Source organism: Candidatus Poriferisodalis sp. (assembly GCF_965204195.1).
In the GTDB taxonomy this organism is placed as follows: Bacteria; Actinomycetota; Acidimicrobiia; order Acidimicrobiales; family Poriferisodalaceae; genus Poriferisodalis.
Genome location: NZ_OZ241975.1, coordinates 136,150 through 154,202, shown reverse-complemented (window position 1 = coordinate 154,202; position 18,053 = coordinate 136,150). Strand labels below are relative to the sequence as shown.

18 protein-coding genes and 2 tRNA genes are annotated in these 18,053 nt (G+C 67.9%); 10 read left to right on the top strand and 10 right to left on the bottom strand.

Features of this window, described 5'->3' with window-relative positions; all coding sequences use genetic code 11:
* The first annotated feature begins 93 nt into the window (after nt 1-93).
* Nucleotides 94-1,122 carry a TIGR03617 family F420-dependent LLM class oxidoreductase gene (locus ACOGI8_RS00635; protein ID WP_419854980.1) on the top strand — a complete coding sequence of 343 codons (1,029 nt, stop codon included), beginning with the start codon at nt 94-96 and terminating at the stop codon, nt 1,120-1,122.
* 39 nt (nt 1,123-1,161) lie between these two features.
* Nucleotides 1,162-1,932, top strand: a complete 771-nt coding sequence (locus ACOGI8_RS00630; RefSeq protein ID WP_419854979.1) for an SDR family NAD(P)-dependent oxidoreductase — start codon at nt 1,162-1,164, stop codon at nt 1,930-1,932.
* Between the two features lie 31 nt (nt 1,933-1,963).
* On the opposite strand, the gene ACOGI8_RS00625 is transcribed toward ACOGI8_RS00630, so the two are convergent.
* Both ACOGI8_RS00625 and ACOGI8_RS00620 read right to left on the bottom strand, forming a co-directional pair.
* The gene (locus ACOGI8_RS00625) at nt 1,964-4,435 is read right to left on the bottom strand and encodes a CoA transferase (RefSeq protein WP_419854978.1); all 2,472 of its coding nucleotides are present in this window, start codon (nt 4,433-4,435) and stop codon (nt 1,964-1,966) included.
* A 159-nt stretch (nt 4,436-4,594) separates the two neighbouring features.
* Nucleotides 4,595-5,347 carry an enoyl-CoA hydratase/isomerase family protein gene (locus ACOGI8_RS00620; RefSeq protein WP_419854977.1) on the bottom strand — a complete coding sequence of 251 codons (753 nt, stop codon included), beginning with the start codon at nt 5,345-5,347 and terminating at the stop codon, nt 4,595-4,597.
* 185 nt (nt 5,348-5,532) lie between these two features.
* On the opposite strand from ACOGI8_RS00620, the gene ACOGI8_RS00615 reads away from it, so the two are divergent.
* From ACOGI8_RS00615 to ACOGI8_RS00605, 3 genes are all read left to right on the top strand, one after another.
* Nucleotides 5,533-6,528, top strand: a complete 996-nt coding sequence (locus tag ACOGI8_RS00615; RefSeq protein ID WP_419854976.1) for a homocysteine S-methyltransferase family protein — start codon at nt 5,533-5,535, stop codon at nt 6,526-6,528.
* Nucleotides 6,529-6,592: 64 nt separating this feature from the next.
* Nucleotides 6,593-7,591, top strand: coding sequence for a WD40/YVTN/BNR-like repeat-containing protein (locus ACOGI8_RS00610; RefSeq protein WP_419854975.1), 999 nt, complete (start codon nt 6,593-6,595; stop codon nt 7,589-7,591).
* 55 nt (nt 7,592-7,646) lie between these two features.
* The gene (locus ACOGI8_RS00605) at nt 7,647-8,942 is read left to right on the top strand and encodes a tetratricopeptide repeat protein (RefSeq protein ID WP_419854974.1); all 1,296 of its coding nucleotides are present in this window, start codon (nt 7,647-7,649) and stop codon (nt 8,940-8,942) included.
* A 31-nt stretch (nt 8,943-8,973) separates the two neighbouring features.
* On the opposite strand, the gene ACOGI8_RS00600 is transcribed toward ACOGI8_RS00605, so the two are convergent.
* The gene (locus tag ACOGI8_RS00600; RefSeq protein ID WP_419854973.1) at nt 8,974-9,390 is read right to left on the bottom strand and encodes a DUF1801 domain-containing protein; all 417 of its coding nucleotides are present in this window, start codon (nt 9,388-9,390) and stop codon (nt 8,974-8,976) included.
* 2 nt (nt 9,391-9,392) lie between these two features.
* A tRNA-Ala gene (locus tag ACOGI8_RS00595) sits at nt 9,393-9,466 on the bottom strand.
* Nucleotides 9,467-9,569: 103 nt separating this feature from the next.
* Between ACOGI8_RS00595 and ACOGI8_RS00590 the strand changes: the two genes are divergently transcribed.
* From ACOGI8_RS00590 to ACOGI8_RS00575, 4 genes are all read left to right on the top strand, one after another.
* Nucleotides 9,570-10,778, top strand: coding sequence for an MFS transporter (locus tag ACOGI8_RS00590; RefSeq protein WP_419854972.1), 1,209 nt, complete (start codon nt 9,570-9,572; stop codon nt 10,776-10,778).
* A 47-nt stretch (nt 10,779-10,825) separates the two neighbouring features.
* Entirely contained in the window at nt 10,826-11,872 is a 1,047-nt protein-coding gene (locus ACOGI8_RS00585; protein WP_419854971.1) for a methyltransferase domain-containing protein, read from the top strand.
* A gap of 122 nt (nt 11,873-11,994) precedes the next feature.
* Nucleotides 11,995-12,897, top strand: coding sequence for an LLM class flavin-dependent oxidoreductase (locus tag ACOGI8_RS00580; protein ID WP_419854970.1), 903 nt, complete (start codon nt 11,995-11,997; stop codon nt 12,895-12,897).
* Nucleotides 12,898-12,960: 63 nt separating this feature from the next.
* Nucleotides 12,961-13,857, top strand: coding sequence for a TIGR03564 family F420-dependent LLM class oxidoreductase (locus tag ACOGI8_RS00575; RefSeq protein WP_419854969.1), 897 nt, complete (start codon nt 12,961-12,963; stop codon nt 13,855-13,857).
* On the opposite strand, the gene lgt is transcribed toward ACOGI8_RS00575, so the two are convergent.
* Nucleotides 13,780-14,685 carry a prolipoprotein diacylglyceryl transferase gene (gene lgt, locus ACOGI8_RS00570; RefSeq protein WP_419854968.1) on the bottom strand — a complete coding sequence of 302 codons (906 nt, stop codon included), beginning with the start codon at nt 14,683-14,685 and terminating at the stop codon, nt 13,780-13,782. The two genes, ACOGI8_RS00575 and lgt, sit on opposite strands and share 78 nt — an antisense overlap.
* A 51-nt stretch (nt 14,686-14,736) precedes the next feature.
* Between lgt and ACOGI8_RS00565 the strand changes: the two genes are divergently transcribed.
* Nucleotides 14,737-15,474: a maleylpyruvate isomerase family mycothiol-dependent enzyme gene (locus tag ACOGI8_RS00565; protein WP_419854967.1), complete on the top strand. Its 738-nt coding sequence runs from the start codon at nt 14,737-14,739 to the stop codon at nt 15,472-15,474.
* Nucleotides 15,475-15,483: 9 nt separating this feature from the next.
* Here the strand turns inward: ACOGI8_RS00565 and ACOGI8_RS00560 are convergent, their stop codons facing one another.
* From ACOGI8_RS00560 to ACOGI8_RS00540, 5 genes are all read right to left on the bottom strand, one after another.
* Nucleotides 15,484-16,470, bottom strand: coding sequence for an NAD(P)-binding domain-containing protein (locus tag ACOGI8_RS00560; RefSeq protein WP_419854966.1), 987 nt, complete (start codon nt 16,468-16,470; stop codon nt 15,484-15,486).
* A 25-nt stretch (nt 16,471-16,495) separates the two neighbouring features.
* Nucleotides 16,496-16,633 (bottom strand): hypothetical protein, encoded by a 138-nt coding sequence (locus ACOGI8_RS00555; protein ID WP_419854965.1) that lies wholly within the window; start codon nt 16,631-16,633, stop codon nt 16,496-16,498.
* 95 nt (nt 16,634-16,728) lie between these two features.
* Nucleotides 16,729-16,802 (bottom strand) — tRNA-Ile (locus tag ACOGI8_RS00550).
* 48 nt (nt 16,803-16,850) lie between these two features.
* On the bottom strand, nt 16,851-17,558 hold the full coding sequence (locus ACOGI8_RS00545; protein ID WP_419854964.1) for a DUF3566 domain-containing protein: 708 nt from the start codon (nt 17,556-17,558) through the stop codon (nt 16,851-16,853).
* Between the two features lie 98 nt (nt 17,559-17,656).
* Nucleotides 17,657-18,052: a pilus assembly protein TadG-related protein gene (locus ACOGI8_RS00540; RefSeq protein WP_419854963.1), complete on the bottom strand. Its 396-nt coding sequence runs from the start codon at nt 18,050-18,052 to the stop codon at nt 17,657-17,659.
* Nucleotide 18,053: the final 1 nt, after the last annotated feature.

Here is an 18,053-nt window from a genome sequence, read left to right as displayed (position 1 = left end):
CGGTCGCTCTCTACGCCCAGCCGACCCGCTACACGCCGAAGCAGCGGGGGCTACGTTGAGCGGGTTCGCGCCCCCGTCTGAAGGAGACCCGAGGTGGAATTCGATCTCATGACCGGCTCATCCACCTGGAGCGATGCGGCCGACCTGGCCCGCAAGGTGGAGGGCGCCGGCTTCTCCGGGATGCTCTACACCGAGACCGGCCAGGTGCCGTGGATGCAGCTCGCCGCGGCAGCCATGGCAGCTCCCAGCCTCACCTTCACCACCGGCATCGCCGTGGCGTTCCCCCGCAGCCCGATGGTGTCGGCCCAGATCGCCTGGGAACTGGCCGGCGAAACCAACGGCCGCTTCCGGCTGGGGCTCGGCAGCCAGGTGAAGGGCCACATCGTGCGGCGCTATGCGGCTGAGTTCGACCGGCCGGCGGCACGCATGCGCGACTACGTGGGAGCAGTGCAGGCGTGCTTGCGGGCCTTCCGGCGCGAAGAGAAGCTCAGCTACGAGGGCGAGTTCTTCAACCTGAGCCTGCTGCCGGCCCAGTGGGCGCCTCGCAGCCACGACTACGGCGACGTGAAGGTCGACATCTCATCTGTCGGTCCGATCATGAACAGCGTGGCCGGCGAGGTGGCCGACGGCGTGCATGTCCACCCGATGCACACCATGCACTACATCCGCGAGCGGCTGCTGCCCGAGGTGGCCCAAGGTGCCGAACGTGCCGGCCGCGACGCCGAAGAGATCGACCTGATCGTGCCGGTGTTCGCCGCGCCGGGTGACTCTCCCGAAGAGCTGGCACCGCTCGTCCGGCGGGCCAAGACGCAGATCGCCTTCTACGGCACCACGCCGAACTACTCGTTCCAGTTCACCGACCTGGGGTACGACGGCGTGACCGCGGCGCTGCGCGAGCGCATGGCTGCTGGCGATATCGCCGGCATGGCCGATTGCATCACCGACGACATGCTGGAGCATTTCGCGCTGGTGGCCCCGTGGGACGAGATGGCGGACCGGTTGAAGGACCGCTACACGGGCACCGCCAGCCGGGTGGTCATGTACCTGGCGGAGGAGCAGATCCGCAAGGACCCTGACATGGTGCACAAGTGGGGTGACGTGGCGCAGGCCACCCGCTCATAGAACGCATCACGGCCCGAGCACTCGACGACAGGAGACAACGTGAGCGACCCAGACGGCACAGGCCGCGTGGCCTTGGTGACGGGCGGCGGCGGAGGCATCGGGCGAGAGATCTGCCTCGGGCTGGCCCGCGATGGCCGGCGCGTGGCAGTGGCCGACCTGCGGGTGCCCGAGGCCACCGAGACGGCAACCGCCATCAACGGCGAGGGCGGTACAGCCATTGCTGTGGAGATGGATGTGGCCGACTCCGACGCCGTGACGCAGGGTTTGCTGACGGCGGTGGACGAACTCGGACCGGTCGAAGTGTTGGTGAACTGCGCGGGGTGGGACGTGCTGCATCCGTTTGTGACCACCGATGAGGATTTCTGGGACCGGGTCATCGAGATCAACTACAAGGGTCCACTTCGCACGACGCACGGATGCCTGCCCGCCATGATCGAAACGGGTTTCGGGCGGATCGTGAACGTCAGCTCGGATGCTGCTCGGGTGGGCTCGTCGGGCGAAGCCGTCTATGCCGGTGCCAAGGGCGGGGTGATTGCTTTCACCAAGACCATCGCCCGCGAGGTGGCGCGCCGCGGCATCACCGCGAACGTGGTGTGCCCAGGCCCGACCGACACTCGCCTGCTGGCAGAGATCGCCTCGGCCACCGACACGAGCGACAAAATCATCGGGGCGATGGCTCGGGCCGTGCCGATGAAGCGCATCGGCCAACCGCACGAGGTGGCTGCTGCCGTCGTATTCCTGTGCAGCGAAGAGGCTGGCTACATCACCGGCCAGACGCTGTCGGTCAGTGGCGGCCTCACCATGGCCTAGCGGCGCGCCCGCTGTGTCGGCGGCAGGGCGCTTAGTCGGGCGGGGTTGTAGCGATGGTGTTGCTGTCGTACAGCGCAGTGATCTCGGCGGGGGCGTAGCCGAGCTCAGCCAGGATCGTGTCGTTGTGCTGGCCCAGCTTGGGGGGTGGGCTGAGGGCGGCTGGTGTGGTGTCGAAGCGGAACGGAAGGCCGGGGAAAAGCTGGGGTTGTTCGCCTTGGCGGGCGTGGTCAACCATCAGTCCGCGGGCTGCGCTGTGGTCGTCGTTGACGACGTCGGCGATTGTCATGACGGCTGAGGCCGCTATGCCTGCAGCTTGCAGCTCGGCGGCGGCTTCGTGTTTGTCTCGGGTTGCTGTCCAGCGTTCGATCATCACGTCTATGGCGTCGTGATCGGCATGGCGCGCCGCGGCGGTGGTCCACTGGGGGTTGCATGCTGAATCGTCGAGCACCTGTATGAGTGCTTTCCATGCTGCGTCGTCCTCGACTGTCAGGGCGAGCCAGGCGTCTTCGCCGCGGCACTGATACACGCCTGAGGGCGCGGCGTCTGGTGTGCGGGCGCCGCGGCGGGTTGGGGGCAGCGAGCCAGCCGGACGCATTGAGGCCTCGGTGAACTGGTCGCCTGCGACATTGATCGCTGTCTCGAGCTGAGACAGGTCGACGCCGACAGGCTCGGCGGTGCGCCAGTGCTGCCACAGCGCGGCCAGCGCAATGACCGTGCCGTGCAGGCCTCCGACGACATCGGGGAATGCGATGCCCTGCTTGTAGGGGCCCGAGTCTGGGTAGCCGGTGGTGGACGCCAGGCCCGAGGCGGCATCGAGCACCGGGCCCCAGCTGATGCGCTCGGCGTCGGGGCCGGTGGCACCGAAGCCGGACATATCGAGCGTGACGATGCCCGGGTTCATCTCGCGGAGCTCGGCCAGCGTGATGCCGGCCGAGCGAACGCCGCGAGGGCTGTAGTTGTTCACCACCATGTCTGCTGTCTCGACGAGCCTGCGCAACACATCTCGCCCGCCGGGGGCCTTCAGGTCCAGGCACAGGCCGCGCTTCGAGCGGTTCATCTTGTTCCAGTGGCCGAGGCGGTTGAACCAGTCGTCGCCGGGGTCGTTGTTGAGGAAGATCCCGTTGCGCGACAGCGGACCGGGGAGCTGTCCCCATTCCCAGCCGCCGCGCTCAGCCAGGATCATCTCGGCGGGCGGCATGGCGAGGCCGCGTGCGGTGGGGTGCTCGATCTTGATCACATCAGCGCCGAGATCACCGAGCATGCGACAGACCAACGGGCCCGCCCAGGCGATCGTGAACTCAACCACCCGCACACCCGCAAGCGGCTTGACACCAGCGGGCCAGCCTGTTCGAACCGGCGCAGGGTCATCGAGGCCCGCGCCGAGTGCGGGCGCTCGGCGGAACTGCGGTGTCGCACCTTCGATGTGCGCCGGCGGTCCTGGCAGTCGTGCGTTCGACACACTGCCAGCGCCCGGCTCACTTGGCCGGACACCGTCGGTCTGAGCATCGACGGCGCCGAAGTGCTGCCAGTAGCCGCGTGCGGCGAGCTGCTCGCTGATCAGCATGTCGTCGAGACTGGCGACCGGGCCAGAGGGCACCTGGTTGTCCTGCAGGACGGCGACAGCCTCGGCGACGGTTTTCTTGGCGGCCCAAGCGGAGATGATCTCGTCGAGTTCGTCGGCGTGGTCGAATCGCACCGCGGGGACATAGAAGTCATCGCGGGCCAGCAGCTCCACCTGGTCCATCGCGATGCAGAAGCCTTCCCACTGGTGCATCGACACGGACGCAATGCAGATCCAGCCGTCAATGCACTCGTAGAGCGCTAGCGGATGGTGCTGCTCGCCGAAGCGGTTCCCCCACCGGCGCTTCGTGACGCCGTTGTGGGTGTACAGGCTGAAGCTCCACTGGTGGGCATTGGCCAGCGCCTCCAGCGCTGACACCTCCACCAGATCGCCACGGCCAGTCGTGGCAGCGTTGACAAGTGCTGCCTGGATGCCGATCGCAGCAGTCGCTCCCACCAGGTGCGTCAACCAAGGACCGCCGCCCGGCAGCGGGTGCCGGTCTGGCTCTCCGTTGAGGCTCATATGCCCGCCCAGCGCCCAATGCTCGAGCGGACCGGCGCGCCATGCCGACTTCGGCCCGGTGAACCCGTACGGCGTGATGGCTGCTGCCACGAGCCGGGGGTGGGCCTCTCGGACTGCCGCGATCTCCGCTTGCGTCGAGGCCAGGTCACCGTGGACGTCCAGCACGACTACGTCGAAGTCGTCGGCCAACTCGTCCAGCGAGGCGCCGGGATCGACGACGACGCTCGCCGTATTGGCTCGCAAGTACTCCCACGTCGTCGAAACCGGGCCAGCGGCGGTGTCGATTACACGCGATTGCCGCAGACGCGATCCGTCCGACGGTTCGCCTGCCACCACATCGGCACCGGTCATCGCGAGCAGCCGAGCGCAGTACACGCCCGCGCGCCCATCGCTCAGATCCAGTACCCGAACGCCTCGCACATCACCCCTGGATCGCCGTCAACCCCAGCGGGCCCGGATCGTACCGATCCTGCCGTGCGGCCGACGTGAGGATCGTCCGCGACAAGCGCTCGGCTGCGCTGTTATTTCCCGCTCTTGTTCGCTCGCGCTCATGGGCCGCTCTGGCCCGGGGCTCAGCCTCTAGGCGCCGTAGTCGGGGTCGCGGCGTTCGGCGAAGGCCCGCAGGCCCTCTTTGGCATCGGGGGAGGCGAAGGCTGCCCGGGTGTATTCCTGGTAGAGCCGAAGGCCGTCGGCCAGCGACATCTCCCGGCCGCGCAGGGCCATCTCCTTGGTCATCCGGATCGCGGCGGGACCGTTGGCAGCGATCTGGTCGGCGATGCCCCGAGCGGTCGCCTGCAGGTCCTCCGGCGCGGTCATCTCGCTGACCAGCCCGATGCGCAGTGCTTCGGGTGCATCTACAAATGCCCCGGTCAGCAGCAGCCGCATCGCGTCCGACGAACCAATCAGGCCCGGCAGCCGCAGCGCGCCGTAGCCGTGCAGGATGGCCCAGCGCACTTCCGGGCAGCCGAACTGGGCGGTGTCGTCGCAGACCCGGATGTCACAGAACAGCGCCAGCTCCAGCCCGCCCGCCAGGCAGTAGCCCTGGATCGCGGCGATCGTGGGCTTGGCGGTCTCCATACCGATGTCGAACCGGTCAGGGCGCCACGGCATCCAAGCAGTTCGGTCCGCGAACTCGCCGAGATCGTGGCCCGAGGTGAACGCCCTGCCGGTTCCGGTCACGATCGTGCAGCGCACAGCAGGGTCAGCGTCGGACGCGAGCAGTGCCTCGCCGATGCCGTGGTACATCTCGTCGGTCATCGCATTGAGCTTGTCGGGCCGGTTCAACGTGATCGTCGCCACGTGCCCGTCGACCTCGTAGGTCACCTCATCCATGGCCAACCCCTCTCAGCCTCTGGGCGAAATGCTTGCACGACGAGCGAGCGAGTGACGACGGATGCGGGCGCTGGTGCGGGAAAATCACTCGTGTGACGCAGGCAGGCAGCAGTACGTTGCCATGCAAGCCATGACCGCCCAGAGGGCTTCGCAACAGCGAGCCAGCTAACGATCGGCGCCGACTGATGACCGTCACACTGAATGACCTAGTGGAGTCCAAGGGTTACGTGGTGGCCGACGGCCCGATGGGCACGCAGCTATTCGCTGCAGGGCTGTCGGCGGGTTGGTCGCCAGAGGAATGGAACCTCAGCCACCCCGACGAGGTGCAGGCCGTCCACCGGGGATACCTGCGCGCAGGCGCAGACTTGATCGTCACGAACAGCTTCGGCGGCAACCGCTTCCGCCAAGCCCTGCATGGCCTCGAACATTGCGTGCCGGAGCTGAACCGCGCCGCTGCACACATCGGCCGGGTCGAAGCCGACGCTGAGATGCAGCGGTCGGATCGGCCAGTGCTGGTGGCCGGCTCGATGGGTCCGACGGGCGAACTGCTGGCGCCGCTCGGCGACATGAGCGTCGAAGCGTGCGAAGCCGCATTCGCCGAGCAAGCTGCTGCGCTCGATGCAGCCGGGGTCGATCTGCTGTGGATCGAGACGATGAGCGCGCTTGATGAAGTCGAGGCCACGGTACGCGCAGCTCGCTCGGTGAGCGACCTGCCGGTCGCTGTCACCATGAGCTTCGACACCGCCGGCTGCACGATGATGGGCGTCACCGGCAAGGAGCTGGCGGAACGGCTGGGGCCATTGGAACTTGCCGCCATCGGTGCCAATTGCGGCAGCAACGTGCCCGACACCGAGGCGGCAGTTCTCGCCATTGCCAATATCGCTCCGGGCGCGCTGGTCATCTCCAAGCCGAACGCCGGAGTACCGGTGTGGCAGGGTCATTCGCTCGTCTACGACGGCACGCCAGAACTGCTGGCCGCTCACGCGTACCGGATACACGCCGCAGGCGTGACGGTGATCGGAACTTGCTGCGGCAGCACCCCCGAACACACCGCCAAGATCGTGGCCGTGCTGGCAGGCGACGAACCTCCGCCTGCCGTCACCGCAGCGCCCAATCCACGCGAAACTCTCGACGAACGGCTCGTCCGCAGGCGTCCTCGACGGCGCAGAAGCGGTGGCTGACCCCGGTCGCAGCCATCGGAGCGGCCCGGACCCGCCATTTCCGCGTGCGATCTAGGGTGAACCCATGAACGGTCAGCTGCTTGCGGGAACCACCAAGGGCGTCTTCGCCATTGACGACGCGGGGTCCAGACAGACGCTCGAAGCACGCCACGTCCGCGACCTCGTCAACGTCGACGGCCGCCTGTTCGCTGGATCGGCCAGCGGCCTGTTCACCAGCGAGGACGGGGGCCAGACCTGGGCCGGGCCGCAGCTCCCTGGGCGCGAGGTGTGGCAGATCCGGGCCGCCAGCGACGGCCGGCTGTACGCCAGCACCGAGCCGGCCGCCCTGTTCCGCAGCGACGACGGCGGCACGACGTGGGACGAGATCACGGCGTTCGCTGCGCTCCCCGAAGCGGAACGCTGGTGCGTGCCGGTCGAGCCTCCCCTGCCGGGCCGAGCACGTGCGCTCGTCATCGACGAGGGCGATCCCGACCGCATCTGGGTCGGCGTCGAAGTCGGCGGCGTGGCCCGCAGCACCGACGGGGGCGAGAGCTGGACGGTCGACCTGCCGGGCGACAACCCCGACATCCACATGATGTTCGCCCACCCCGCCGAGCCCGGGGTGCTGTTCATCAGCACCGGCTACGGCCGCTTCGACGGCGTTGCGGAAGAACTCGAAGGCAACGCCGGCGTGTTCCGCTCCGACGATTACGGCGAGTCATGGGAATACGCCTGGAAGGGCGTCGTGCCGCGCTACTCGCGTCCCCTGTGCGTCGACCGCCGCGACCCCTACAGCGTCACCGTCGCCAGTGCCCCCACTGCGTTCTCGCACTACAAAGACGACGGCGGGGCTCATGCGGCCCTCTACAGGTCAGATGACCACGGCCAGTCGTGGCGATCGCTTTGCGACGACGCTCACTCGCCGTCGCCGGTCAACTTCCATGGCCTGATCGCCGATCCCGACAACGTAGGCGGGGTGCTCGTGGGCACTGACACCGGCGAGGTCTGGCAGGTGTCCGACGATGCCCAGTGGACCGAGCTCGGGTCTGGCCTCCCGCTCGTCTGGTCGCTGGCGGTGGTCTGACGCGACCCGGGAGGCCACGGATAGCCCGACGGCGGCGAAGCTGGAGACCGAACGCATGCAGGACCGCTACGGCCTCGAAGTGAGCACCTCATCCGCCGAGGCCCGTGACGCCTATGTCGAGGGCATCGACCGCATGCTGTCGGCCGAGGCTGGGGTCGAAGAATGCCTGTCGGCGGCGCTCGCGGCCGACCCAGGGTTTGCCCTCCCTCACGCCGCCTTGGCCCGCCAGCACCAGCTCTACGTGCGGCCCGACGAAGCACGGGCCTCAGCGGAGGCTGCCGTCGAGCTGAGCCGCGGTGCGACCGCCAGGGAACAGCAGCACGTCGAGATTGTGCGGCTGCTCATTGCCGGCCAGGTTCCACACGCACTCGACCTCATCCGCCAGCACGTCATCGACTACCCCCGCGACGCGTTCGCCCTGGCGCCCGCCTGCGGCGTGTTCGGCGCCATCGGCTTCAGCGGCCGCATCGGCCGCGAAGCCGAACTGCTCGACTTTCTCGAGCCACTCGCCACGCACTACGGCGACGACTGGTGGTTCGCCACCGTGCATGCCTTCGCCCTCATCGAGACCGGCCGGTGGGACCGGGGCCAGCAACTCGCCGAGCGTGCGCTCGAACAACGGCCCGCCACTCCCCATGGTGCCCACACGCTGGTGCACGCACTCTTCGAAGCCGGCGCAGACGACGAAGCGGTCGGCTTCCTCGACGGGTGGCTCCCCGGTTCCGACCGGGCGAGCGTGCTCCACTGCCACATCTGGTGGCACTACGCGCTGGTGCTCATGGCAGTCAGCCGCCACGACGATGCCTGGCAGGCTTTCCGCCACAACTGCCTGCCTGGGGCAACCACCAGCCCGCCGATCACCGTGTTCTCCGACTCGTCGTCGTTCATGTGGCGATCGGAACTGGCCGGGCAACCTCGTGATCGCGCCGTCTGGCAGCAGGTGCGCGAGTTCTACGAGGAGCGGTTCCCGCAACCCATCGTGTTCGTCGACGCCCACGCTGGGCTCACCTACGCCGTCCTCGGCGAGACCGAACAACTGCGGGCATGCATTACCCAGCTGCAAGAGCTCGGCGAGGCAGGCCGTCTGCCGGCGGGCACCACCGGAGCGACCCTGGCTCAGGCCTACGGCGCGTTCGTCGACGAGAAGTGGTCGACGGTCATCGATGTGCTCGAACCCCTCATCCCCCAAGTCGTTCGCATCGGCGGCAGCCGGGCCCAGCGCGACCTGATGACCAACACATTGCTCGCGGCCTATGTCAAGGCCGGTCGCATCGACGAGGCACGTGCGTTCTGCGCACGCGTCGTCGATCGCCGACCCGCGCGTCCGGTAGCCGGCTTCGAGCTGTGCTGATCAACGTTGTGAGGTCGCAGCCCGCCGTCAATCAGAACCCGTGCCAACCGTCGAGTGCTGCCGACTGCTCGATCCACACTGACATCTGCGCTTCGTCGAATTGATCCTCAGGAATGTCCACCCAGCGCGAATCGGGATCCTTGCCCGCGCCTGGCGGCTCGGGAACGAGCAATGCACCATTCAAGAACGTCACCTTGACGTACCGGGTGAACGCATGGCAGCTCGCGAACCACCCGCGTCCCTCGACACCGTAGAAGGGTGAGTTCCAGCGCACGGCCTTGCGCACGTCGGGCACGACGCGCTCGACCACTTCATCCAGCTGGCGAGCGATGGTGCCCTTCCAGCCCGGCACCGCCGCGATGAAGGCCTGCACCGGGGCATCGCCGTCGCCCTTGGGAATCTGCGGGTTGCCGCCTGCGAGCAACTTCGGCTGCTGCGAGCTAGCCATCGTGGAGCTGACGGGACTCGAACCCGTGACCCCCTGCTTGCAAAGCAGGTGCTCTTGCCATCTGAGCTACAGCCCCATGGAGCGAGGGCCACCGAGGGTACCGGCCAGCGCGCTGCGCGAATCCGGGCGAGGTCAGCGGGACGGGCGTGGCGGGCCGGCGCAGGGCAGGCTTGGGGCTGGTGGCCGGCACATCGAGTTTGAGATATCCGGGCGAACCGGAGGACGCGTCGGCCCCGTGGTCGGTTGCAGCCGCTGCCTTCGCCGCCAACTTCGTGACGTTCGGGATCCTCTTCTCGTTCGGAGTCTTCTTGACGCCCATCGCGCGTGACCTCGACACCACGACCGGGCCCGTGGCCGCACTGTTTTCGGCCGCCGTCTGCACCTACTACGCCGGCGGTGCGATCGGGGGTCGCATCGGGGACCGCTACGGCGCCCGTCTGCTGGTCGGAGTCGCAGCGGTGGCGATGTCGGCGGGTCTTCTGCTGACCGCCTGGTCGAATGCGCTGTGGCAGACCTACGCCGCCTTCGGCGTCTTGGTGGGACTGGCCACCGGATTCTGCTACCCGTCGATGATCGGGCTGATCGGCCGCAGCTTCGCCGAACGACGCCGCCCCGCAGCGATGGGCTTCCTTCTGGCCGGCGTGGGCGCCGGAACTCTGGTGATGCCGCTGGCGAGCCATGCGTTGATCTCGACGCTGGGCTGGCGCCAGACCTACGCCGTGCTGGCTGCCGTGGCCTTCGTCGCCATCGGATGGGCCGCAACGCATGGCGACCGGGTGAACATCTCCACGGCCGGGCTCATTCGTGTCGCCCGGCTGGTGCGCTCGCGCCGCTTCCTGCTGTTCTTTGCGGCAGTCGTGGCAATCGGGCCGGGCTTCTACGCGCCGGTCGCGTTCTACAACGATTACGCGGTTGACCGTGGTGTCGCCCCGGCATTGGCCGCGGCACTGATCGGCATCTCGGGCGCGACGAGCGTGGTCGCCCGCTTGGCCTGCGGCGCGCTGGGCCACCGCGCCGATCCGATGTGGCTGTGCCGGTCGGCTTTCGCAGCCATGACGGCAGCGCTGGCGATCTGGTGGATCTCTGACGGGAACCCCGCCGTGCTCGTCGCCAGTGCTGTTGCCCACGGCGTCGGCTGGGCGGTGTGGGTGACCGCCACACCCTCCGTGCTGGCCGGTTGGTACGGAGTGGAGAATCTGGGCGGCGTGATCGGCATTTACTACACAGGTCTCGGTGTCGGCGCGCTCGCCGGTCCGGCGGTTTGCGGCTTCATCATCGACGCCTCCGGCTTCGGACCTGCAATCGTGCTCGTCACCGTCACCAGCCTCATCGCGCTCGGCCTGTTGATGCTGCCGATGCGGGAAGCGGCCATCACAGGATCGCCATAGGGCGTGCATGGATCGGGCCCGGGGCTCAGCCTCTTAGGCTCCCCCGGGTGAGCAGCATCTGGCAGGTCGCACGCGGACTGAAGATGTCGTACCGCGGCTCGGATCTTCGACACCGGGTGGAGCAGCTGAACAGGCGACTCGACGAGACGTATGCGCCGAGCGACGGCCCGACTTCCGACCACGCCGAGACGGCGACGGAGTACTACGACATCTGCAGCTACCTCATGATCTACGGCTGGGGCGAATCGCTCCATTTCGCACCGCTGACTCCACAGGAGAGCCTGGAAGACTCCAAGCTCCGCCATCAGCGCCTGATGATCGACAAGCTGGACCTGCACGAGGGCATGTCGGTGATCGACGTCGGGTGCGGGATCGGCGGGCCGATGCGAACCGTGGTCCGTGAAGCAGGCGTCAGGGTCACCGGCATCAACAGCAGCGAAGTCCAACTCGCCAGGGCGAGGGAGTTGACCGCCGAAGCAGGCCTCAGCGACATGATCGACTACGTCGAGACCAGCTTCATGGATATGGGCACCATCGAAGACTGCACCTATGACCGGGCCTATGCAATCGAATCAACCTGCCATGCACCGGACAAGGTCGGCGCATTCACCGAGATCTCGCGGGTACTGAAGCCAGGCGCCCTGCTGTGGGGTCAGGAAATGTGCCTGACCGACGCGTTCGGTCCCGACAACGCGAATCACCAAGAGATCAAGCGAGAACTCATGCGCGGGATCGCGCTCAAGAAGATCGCAACGTTCGCGGAGGTCAACCGAGCACTCGAGTCGGCCGGATTCGAGGTGATCGAAGGAACAGACTTTGCGACCCCCCCCCCCTCGGAGAACGGTCCGACAACCCCGTGGTACCAGCCGATGGAGACACGCAGCGGCACGCGCCGTGTCACCCTGCGAGGAACACCCCTGGGTCGACAGCTCGCGATCGGGGCCGCGCGCTTTGCTGAGACATTGAGGATCCTGCCCAGAGGCACGGCCGAGATCGCCAAGCTGCTGGATCGCACTGCCGACGCCTACGTTGCCGGCGGCAAGACGGGAATCTTCACACCGCTGTACTGCTTCGTAGCCCGCAAGATTCCCTGAGGCTGAGCCGACAGGCGAAGCCGTGGCCCGAACGGCCCGTGAGCGCAGCGAACAAGAGCGGGAAACTAAACGTGCGACGAAGCCAACGGCGGCAATCGGGCACGTCTGCTAGGAAACCCCGCATGAATATGCCTGCCATTTCGCTGGCCGCCGTGCGCGGCCGACGCGAACGCACCCTGGAAATCGCCGCCGAGATCGAGCAACGAGGATTCAGCGGCATCTACTGCCCTTCCATGGGCGACCCGGTGGCGCTGTGCCAAGCGATTGCTCATGTCACCAACGAGATCCACTTCGGCACCTCGGTGCAGCCGATCTACTTCCGCAACCCGGTCGACATGGCCTCGACTGCGGCATTCATCCACGAGATCTCAGGCGGACGGTTCTGGCTGGGCATCGGCGTGACGCACGGTCCCGTGCACGAGCGTCTCGGCATCACGCCTGGCAAGCCGCTCTCCGACATCCGCGAGTACATCGCTGCCATGGAGGCGGCATCGTCCCAACATGGCGATCTCCCGCCGATCGTGCTGGCCACGCTGCGCCAGCGCATGGCCGAACTGTCGGCCGAGATCAGCTCCGGTGCGGTATGGGCGAACGCAAGCTGCAACGACTTCCAGAACTCAGTAACCCACCTCGGTGACGCCGCGAGTCGTGACGACTTCTTCGTGGGGAACATGATCCCGACTGTCATCGATGACGACCGCGCCGCCGGAGCAGCGCGGAACCGCAAGACGCTCGCCGGCTACGTGTCGCTGCCGAACTACCGCAACTACTGGAAGCAGGCCGGCTGGGTCGACGAGATGGAAGCGGCCGAGACGGCGATCGCCGCCGGCGACACCGAAGCGCTGAACCGGGCGATGACCGACGACTGGCTGTCGAACGCGACGCTGTACGGCTCGGCCAGCCAGGTCCGTGACGGCGTCGAGGCATGGTTCGATGCCGGTTGCAAGACGCCGATCCTGGTGCCATCCAGCACGAGCGGCGGTCAGCTCAAGGCGCTCGAGGAGCTCTTCGACACGTTCGCGTGAGCCTGGGGCTGTCTCGACCGCCAACTCGGAAACACGGGCAGGCGCGCCGTTACGCTGCCGGGCATGCATATCGAGCTGTTCGGATTCGACACCACACCTGAGCGCTTCGAGGCCAGCATCCGCGAGGCCTCCGAGCAGGGCTTCCGCCGCTACTGGACGCCCCAGATCTTCGGCCACGACGCGCTGACCACCATCGCCGTGGCAGGCCGCGAGGTGCCCGGCATCCGGCTCGGCACCGCGGTGGTGCCCACCTACCCGCGGCATCCGATGATGCTGGCCCAGCAGGCGCTCACCACCCAGGCCGTGATCGGCGGACGGCTGGATCTAGGCATCGGCCCGTCGCACAAGCCAGTAGTCGAGGGCATGTGGGGCTACTCGTTCGACCGGCCCATTGCGCACATGCGCGACTACCTGACGATCCTGACGAAGCTGATGACCGATCGCCGTGTCTCCCACGGCGGCGATGCGGTTGTGGGGCGCGGCGAGATCACTCCCCCGGCTGCCGACGCACCGCCTGTGTTCGTCGCTGCCCTAGGCAGCCAGATGCTGCGCCTGACCGCCCGCATGGCCGACGGCACGTTCACCTGGATGACCGGGCCGGCGACGCTGCGGGATCACACTGCGCCCACCATCAACTCCGCAGCCGCCGAGGCCGGGCGCCCAGCGCCCCAGGTGGTGGCCGGCTTTCCTGTGTGCGTGACCGATGACGCTGGCACCGCCCGCGAGCGGGCTGCCAAGGACTTGGTGGTATACGGCACGCTGCCCAGCTACCGGGCGATGCTCGACCGGGAGGGCCTCGGCGGGCCCGAAGACATCGCCGTCATCGGGAGTGCAGCCGAGGTGAGCGACCGCATCAACGCGCTGGCCGACTGCGGCGTGACGTCATTCGCCGGATCGGCGTTCGGCACCCTCGATGAGCAAGCCGCCACTCGCGAGACCCTCATCAGCCTGCTGAGCTGAATCGGGGCCGCGACGCAGGCCCACCAGCACGGCAATCAGCGCTGCGAGGCCGACCACAGTGCTGGTCCACACGTTGATCCGCACACCCCACAGCTCGTTGGCGGTGTCGATGCGCAGCAGCTCGATCCACAGCCGCCCAGCGGTGTAGCCGAGTACGTACACCGCGAACAGGTAGCCGGTGCGCAGCCGCGGGAGCACCCTGGGAACTCCCCACACGAGCGTCGCCGCCAGGCACAGATTCCACGCGGCCTCATACGCGAACGTGGGATGAAACGTCTCTTCGAGGCCATAGCCGGCCGCACGATGCGCCTCGTCAATTTGGAGCCCCCACGGCAGGTCCGTGGGCCGGCCGTACAGCTCCTGGTTGAACCAGTTCCCGAGCCGGCCGATGGCCTGGGCCACAGCTAGCGCGGGCGCCAGCGCGTCGAGCATCGCTCCGGTGCTGTGGTCGCCCCGGCGCAGCATCCACACCGCCACCAGCACACCGGCCGAGATGCCGCCCCAGATGCCCAGCCCGCCCTGCCAGATCTTCAGCGCGTCGCTGAAGTTGCCCTGGTAGCGATCGAAGTCGGTGATGACGTGATACAGCCGCGCACCGATGAGGCCAGCCGGCACCGCCCAGATCGCAATCGTCCCCACCAGGTCGTTGGCGCGCGCCCGGTACGCATCGTCCCGGTCTGCGATGGCCCGACGCCAGCGGCGGGAGGTGATCCACAGCGCAACCAGCACCGACACGGCGATGGCAACGCCATAGGCTCGAATGTCGAGCGGGCCGAGCGAGATGTAACTGCGCGACGGGCTGGGAATCGACGCCAGGAGCCCGCTCACGTCATAGCTGCGGCCATTGGCTCGGCCGACAGGAGCAGGAGATCACAGGCCATGAACGCCACAGGGTACGCAGAGTTGCGGGCTGCAGAAGGCGCGCGACTCAACGAAATCGCCGCGGATGCCGAACGCTCGCCGGACATGTGGGCCAGACGCGTCCCCAGCTGCGGCGACTGGACCCTCGAAGCGCTTATCGAGCACTGCGCCACGGTCTGGACATTCGTGCGCAGCAGCATCACCGCCGGGGCGCGCGTCGAGCCAGCCACCATCGCCAAGCCCCCCGGTTCCGTATCGCAGTGGCATGCAGACGCATTCGATGCCCTCACCGGTCTCATGACTGGGCGACCGCCGGACGCCGAAGCCTGGTCGTGGGACCCCGAACAACAGTCCATGAGCTTCTGGTGGCGACGCATGGCGCACGAAGCCACCATGCACCGGTGGGACGCTGAAGCCGCCCTGGGCATCACGCCGGCATCGATAGCACCCGAGCTCGCAGTCGACGGTGTCGACGAACTCTTCGATGTCTACGTGCGCCTGCGGCTACCGGACGGTTTCGCCGGCAACGGCGAGACCGTGCATCTGCACGCCACCGACGCTGACGGCGAATGGGTCATCACCCGCACACCCGACGGGATGCAGGTAGAGCGCACGCATGCGAAGTCCGACGTCGCTGCCCGCGGCCCGGCGCAGGATCTCCTGCTGTTCGTCTGGGGTCGCATCGGCCCCGAACGGCTCGAAACATTCGGCCGCACCGACCTGCTGGAGGAATGGCAGCGGGCCGTGCGCTTCTGACCGACCGCCTTAGAGGCGCGCTCCCTCGTAGGCGGCGGCGCGGACGCCTCGCTCGGCCAACTCAGCGAGCCACGGCAGCGGATCGTCAAGCATGCCCAGCCCCCACGCGCCAGTCGGCAATTCGTCGGCCAGCGCCCAGCCGGCAGCGGTTGCTGCCACCGCCGCCGCCGCGGCGCTCGGATGGTCGATCACGCCGAGCACGTCCGTGCAGTGACGGCCGTCTCGCAAGCCGCGCAGCTCCACACGGACGCCGCCGGGTCCGCCTTCAGGATGGGGCGGCCGCAGCATGGGCAGCATGGCCGTGAGGCGATCACGTCGCGTGCCCGCGACGCGTGCGGTCACCCGTTCGACATCGCTGAACGCGGGCACCAGCAGGAGCGCATCAGCCAGCGCAGCCCGGTAGCAGTCATGGGCGCCGAGCGGATCGGGGAACCACACGAGCTCCCGGCCCGATCCGCCGCGCCGCCGCCGCCACTCCCCGTCACGCCAGTCGATCGAGGTACCGGTGCGGGCGCGGTGCAGCTGGCGCTGGTTGGCGGGTCCTCCGGTGCCGACCCGGGCGACGTGCACCTCGGTGACCACGTCGAATCGTGCCGCGCCGTGGCGGGCCAGCAGGCAGCTGTAGCCCGGCGAGAAGCCCGCGCCGACCACCACGGACCGCCCGGCGTTCGTGGCCCGCTTGTCCAGCTCAAGCAACTGCTCCACATCGGCCACGGCGCCCGACAGCGACACCACATGCGAATGGCGCTCGAGGGCTTTGCCGGCCAGCGCAGCGTGCCCTCCGCTCGGCAAGCTGAGCACTACGACATCGGCTTCGGGCAATGCGCCGGGCTCCAGCACCTCCACGTCTACATCGAGCAGCTGTGCAGCGAGGCCGCGCAGTCGAGCAGTGTGACGTGATCCCAGCACGAGCCGATCGACATCGGGCCGCGAGGCGAGCTGCCGTGCGATTCGCTGCCCCACTGCGCCTGCGCCGATGACCGCGACGGTGCTCATGAAATCGGGCTCATGTGTACAGCGATCACCGCAGGTCGGGTCCGGCCAGCTCTCGCCAGCTGCCTTCGCGGCGAGGGAGATCCTGCGACGAACGCAGCCGCAGCACGATGGTCACCAGCCCGCCCACGATGATGGCGAGCAGAGCTCGTCGAAGAAAGCTCACTGAGCTTCCCGCTCTTGTTCCCCGTCCTCACTTGATACGGGCTCACGGGCCGCTCGGGCCGCGGGCCCGGCCGCTGGAAGCATGCAGCGTGCTTGTGGGGCTAGATGGAATCGAACCAACGACCTCACCCTTATCAGGGGTGCGCTCTAACCGACTGAGCTATAGCCCCGCGGAGCCGCACACACTACAGCTAGGCCACAGCCACAGCCAAGTCGGTTCAGCGAGCGGGCGGGCGGCGCTCGTCTTCGAGCACGGTGAGCCGGACACCGCCGGTGAGATCGCTGATCAGGTTGAACATGATCGCCATCACTACGTTGAAGGCCACGCCGACCGTGGCGACGATGAGCCCGACGATCCGGGCGCGGCCGAAGATCACCATGCCGTCGATGGTCCAGCTCTCATAGGAACCGACTTCGGTGATGAACGACTCGACCTTGTCGACGAGACCTGAGCGCTGAGCCGCATTCCACAGCAGTACGCCCGCTGCCAGCACGGCGACATACAGGCAGGCGTACAGCAGCACTGACACTTTGAACACCGACCAGGGATCGATGTGACGCAGAATCCTGTGCGTCCGTCGGACCCGGGCTCGACGCTGGCTCAGCCAGGCCCAGCGAACCGCCGGGGCTTCTTCGGAAGGTACCGAGGGGGGTGGTGCCATCGCCGGCTGGCCGGCCGCAGCAGGCGATGGCGGAGTCTGGCCCGGCGCCGCATGGGGCGGCGCAATCTGACCCTGCGACGGCGGGATCTGGGGCGGCATGCGCGCACCGGGCGCCGGGTTCTGCGAAGCCGGCGTGCGGCCACGGCGACGACGGGTACTGCTCGCTGGGGTAATGCCCAGCGCTTCGGCAAAGAGCTCGTCGGTGGGAGTCGGCCCGCCCGGCTCCGGCGACGGCGGCTCCGCACCCGATGTCGCATCGGCCACGCTTCGCAGTGTAGGAGTCAGCCCGCAGGACCCTCGGTCGCCGCGAAGGTGCTCGAAGCGTCGAGCCGCTGCTTCGCTGCCCGGCTCAACCCCCGGCCTCAACCTCCGGCATCCATCAGCGGCAACGGTGCCGCAGCGGCAGCCGAAGCCCGCTGGCCATCGAGTTCCACGATCACCTCCACCTGGACCGTGCCAGCACCGACGTGAAGTTCGAACGATGCCAGCTCCCCGCCGGCCTCACGCACCGCAGCCGATGCTGCCGCATCGTCAGGAAGTACGCCGTTTGCGATCGCGTATCGGTCAGATGCCACGAGCGTCGCCAAAGCTGCGGCGTCCGCGGCGGCCTGGGCTCGCGAGTTCGCCACCGCAGCTTGACCCCAGCGGGCCACCAAACCCAATCCCACGAGCAGTGCCAAGGCCAGCAGCGCCACCGGCAGGGCCGCCTGCCCGCGCTGGGTCCGAGCCCCGATCGCTCGCCCCGCACCTGTCAGCATC